The sequence below is a fragment of the Xenorhabdus budapestensis genome (assembly GCF_002632465.1).
Classification (GTDB): domain Bacteria; phylum Pseudomonadota; class Gammaproteobacteria; order Enterobacterales; family Enterobacteriaceae; genus Xenorhabdus; species Xenorhabdus budapestensis.
This window is the reverse complement of the sequence record NZ_NIBS01000043.1, coordinates 3,963-7,824: the sequence shown is the minus strand read 5'-3', so window position 1 is coordinate 7,824 and position 3,862 is coordinate 3,963. Positions and strand designations below refer to the sequence as shown.

The 3,862-nt window shown below is 58.9% G+C and carries 2 protein-coding genes; both read right to left on the bottom strand.

All coding sequences use genetic code 11. From position 1 onward, the window contains the following. The coding region (locus Xbud_RS18000) for a site-specific integrase (RefSeq protein WP_211283550.1) at positions 1-459 on the bottom strand (459 nt) is incomplete at its 3' end. Beyond that, a complete protein-coding gene (locus Xbud_RS17995) occupies positions 446-3,760 on the bottom strand; it encodes a CHC2 zinc finger domain-containing protein (RefSeq protein WP_099137399.1) in 3,315 nt (1,104 codons plus the stop codon). The genes Xbud_RS17995 and Xbud_RS18000, both read right to left, overlap by 14 nt. Positions 3,761-3,862: the final 102 nt, after the last annotated feature.

Here is a 3,862-nt window from a genome sequence, read left to right as displayed (position 1 = left end):
CTCGATTTCATCAATGCTCAGGATATACCGCGGCAGGCGTTTTTCTTCCCGCGGCAACTCAATGTCCGCTGCCGGGTTCGCCAGTATCAGGTTCTGTTTCGTCAGCCATTTGAACCATACCTGTAACGGCTGCAACTGCGTGCGTTGGGTGCGGATGCTCAGCGGCTCTCCGTTGGTCTTGCGGTACTGGTACAGGTAGCGCTGGTAACGCTCCAGTATTGGCCGCGTGATGTCCGCGGCATAGTACAGGCCCCGGTCCGTGGCCCACAGGATAAAGTGATAGGTGTGATGGGTCTGCACTTTCAGCGTGGTTTCCGACCAGTTCCGTTCCTGCCGCCAGGCCACGAAGCGCAGCAGCAGCGCATACAGGCTTTTTGGGTCATGTGCCGGACCGACAGGCTGACGGTAGACGTCATCGACGGTCAGGAGACTTCCCTTGCGGGGTTTACGGTTTGCCATGATTGACCTCCGGTTGAGATTGAGGGGCGGGCGCAGACAAGGGGCGTGTTTTCTTTTTTCCTTTTATCACGGTGTCTTCCGTTACCCCGACTTGCGGTACGCTGAACCCGTGTTCTGCCTGCCCTGATGGGGATTTTTTTACCCCAGACTTAGCCCGGACCTGGCCCAGACTTGAGGCAGACTGGCGTTCATTTAAGTCAGACTTGCTCTCATGACCTGTCGGGACGGCTGCCGGCGTTTTATCCCTGTCGGGTACGGGCAATGCGCCTCTGTGATTATTTTCCTTAATAACTGCGTTTTCATCTGCCCGGACTTGTGCCCCTGCCGGCCCTTGTTCTGTCTGGGCTGACGCGGGTTTTTCTTCCCCAGACTCAGGCCAGACTTGCCCCGGACTTGGGGAAGACTTACGACCTTCCGGGTCAGACTTGCGTTCACTGCCGGCGGTTTCTGAGTCCGCTTCTCCGACATCCAGCAGGCCGCACAGGTGGGCTGCGCCGTTGTCTTCTCCGTCCCACAGCAGTTCATAATGCAGCAGGTGCCCCCGGCTGCCGCCATGCAACAGCAGGTATTCCATTTCCGTCAGCCGTTGACAGTGGTTTTTGAGCTGGCTGTCGCTCCAGTGGGTAAAGGCGCGGATATCCCGCCGGGTAAAGCGCACTTCATTTGGCTGGCAGTGCTGGATTTGCGCCTGTTCGTTCACCATCTCTTGTATCAGCAGTAACAGTTTGCGTGTTTGCGGCGGCATTTCATCCAGCGTGCGCCCCAGCACCTCATGCGCCAGCCGGTTGGCGAGGGCAATATCGTCTTGGGTGACTTCGATATATTCGATGACCTGCCCGCGGTGGGTCGTTTTCTTCACTTCACGTTGATACTGGTGCAGCAGGGCAATGGCCTGTATCAGCGTCAGGTATTTCATGTGGTCGCGCCGCATCCGGGTTTTGTCTGACAGGAACGTCAGTTGGTGGGCGTAAGGATTGACCACTTTCAGCGGCCTTAACAGGCGCTGGGCGTTCTGGTGTAACTGCGTCAGATAGCCTTTCTCCGAGTCAGCCAGCAACCCGGCCAGCGTCTGGCGGTGCCGCTGCATGGCGTGGATGGCCTGCGTCTGCTCGCGCGATTCGTTGACCGTCAGCACCAGACAGCGGTTCAGCAGCTCTTCATCCACATCAATGGCCGTCGTCGTTAACATCAGCATCACCGGTCCCTGTACCTTGTATTCCCGCGTCACCAGTTCGCCGCTCTGCTCGTTCTTGCCGGTACTGGCGATTTTCAGCTCGCCGTCGGATTGCAACAGTTTCAGGGCATAGGCCGCCTGCCGCACCCCTTCTTCTTCGGCTATCGCCAGTATTTTGTGTTGCAGGCTGGTTTCGCCGAGGTAATACAGGCTCTGTCCGGTCATCGCCGAGTACTGGATACGCTCCTCTTCCGGCATCAGGTTCAGCACGGCATCCATCAGGCTGCTCTTGCCTGCCGCGCTGCTGCTCTGGATTAACACGGCCAGCGGTTTATCGAGTTTGCGCGAGACTGCCGCCAGATACCCGGTCAGCAGATTGGTGGATTCGCCGACCACGCCACAGGCGGCCATGTCGTTGATAATCTGTTCTGTCAGGTTCGGCGATGTCAGCAACGCCAGCGCGGCGGCTTCGTCTTCCGCGCTGACCGTGACCGCCGTTGTCCCTGAGGCTTCGGCGTCGGCTTGCTGTTGCGCGTCCTGTTGCTGCTCCAGCATCAGCAATACCCGCCCGGCTTCGCGTTTGATGACCGACAGCTCGCATTCCAGCTCTTGCGCCGCCGTGCTGATGTAGTGCTGACGATGCCGCGCGTGATACATGTCCAGCGTATCCACATGGAACAGGCCGGACGTTTCATCCCGCACCTGCACATTGACTTTCATCACGTCCGGTACCGGGGATTTTTTCATCCCCCGTATCCGCCAGACCCGGGGGCCGCTTTTCATCAACAACTCACCGGACGCCGTGCGCTCACAGGGCACGGGGGCAACGGTCAGCGCCGGCGGGGCGGCTAAAGAAGAAGATTTAGCCACCCCGGCACTTTGGGGCTTTTCCGTCACCGTCGGCAAGACGGGCCGCTCATGGCTGAACACCGCGCCCGGCGCTGTTCCCTGTCCCAGCCAGACCGCCTGTTGCAAGGCCAGCCCCAGCGCATGTTCGGCATTGCCGCTTTTCAGCGCATAGTCATTGGCATCCATGCCCGGCGGGAACTGCACCCGCCATGCCTCGATACCGGCTTCCAGTAAGTCAGCCGCCACATTAGCCGCGCCACGGTCTCCGGCCTCGTCCCGGTCAAAGGCAATCAGCACCCGCTTCACGCCGTGATACTGCAAGGCTTCGAGATGCTCACGGTTAAACCCGTTCACCCCGAACGCGGCGATCACGTTGCGGAACCCGGCACACCAGAAGGTCATAGCATCGATCAGCGCTTCGCACAGGATAATTTCCGCAGCGGCTTTCATCGCTGCCTCATTCCAGACCCCGGCCAGTGGTGAGGACAGGTACAGATGCTTTGGGCTGTCTTTCAGCACTTTGTAATCCGGCTGGGTTCGGCGGCCATACAGTTGCAGCACCCGCCCGCGGCTGGCCACACTGGCCGATTCGGCCCAGCCAATTATCGGCACCACGACACAGCCCCGGAAGTGGTCCTGCCGGGTGGTGGTACGCAACACGCCCAGCCCCGACAGCTTGCCGCGCAACTGCTGACCTTCCTGACTGTCTTTGGACGGCAACAACCCCGCGGAACCGCTGATACCGTGATGGCCCGCATACCCCAGTTTAAAGTGGCTGACCAGTTCAGGATGGTTCAGCCCGCGCCGCTCCAGCCAGGCTTTGGCTTCCGGTGACGCCAGTAAGTGCTGATGATAAAAATCAATCACCTGATGCAACAGCGCCTGCCCGTCATCGTCCAGGTCGGCCAGTTTCGGGCGCGGCAGAGGTGCCGCCTGTGATCCCGGCGGGGCGGCTAAAGAAGAAGCGGCCACAACCGCATTGTCCATATCCGGCAACCCGGCCAGCTCCCGCAGCCGGCGGATAGCGATTTTCAGCGTCACCCCTTCCGTTTGTATCACCCAGTCCAGCACCGATCCCGCTGCGCCACAGCCAAAGCAGTGATACAGGTTCTTAGCAGGCGATATCACCATTGAGGGCGTTTTCTCGTTATGGAACGGACAGCGCAGCACATAATCCTCACCGCGTTTTTTCATCGGACGGCCTTGCTTACGCGCCAGCCCCAGTAACGAGACGGTTTGCTTTAAGCGGGCTAAATCGGTATCGGGAACGCGGGTCATCAGTGACCTCCTGTAAAAACCTGTCAATAGGGTTTGGATAAAAATAACTCGACAATCATATACTACAGCTGGTAGTATTTACAACAGTAAGATGTAAAACAT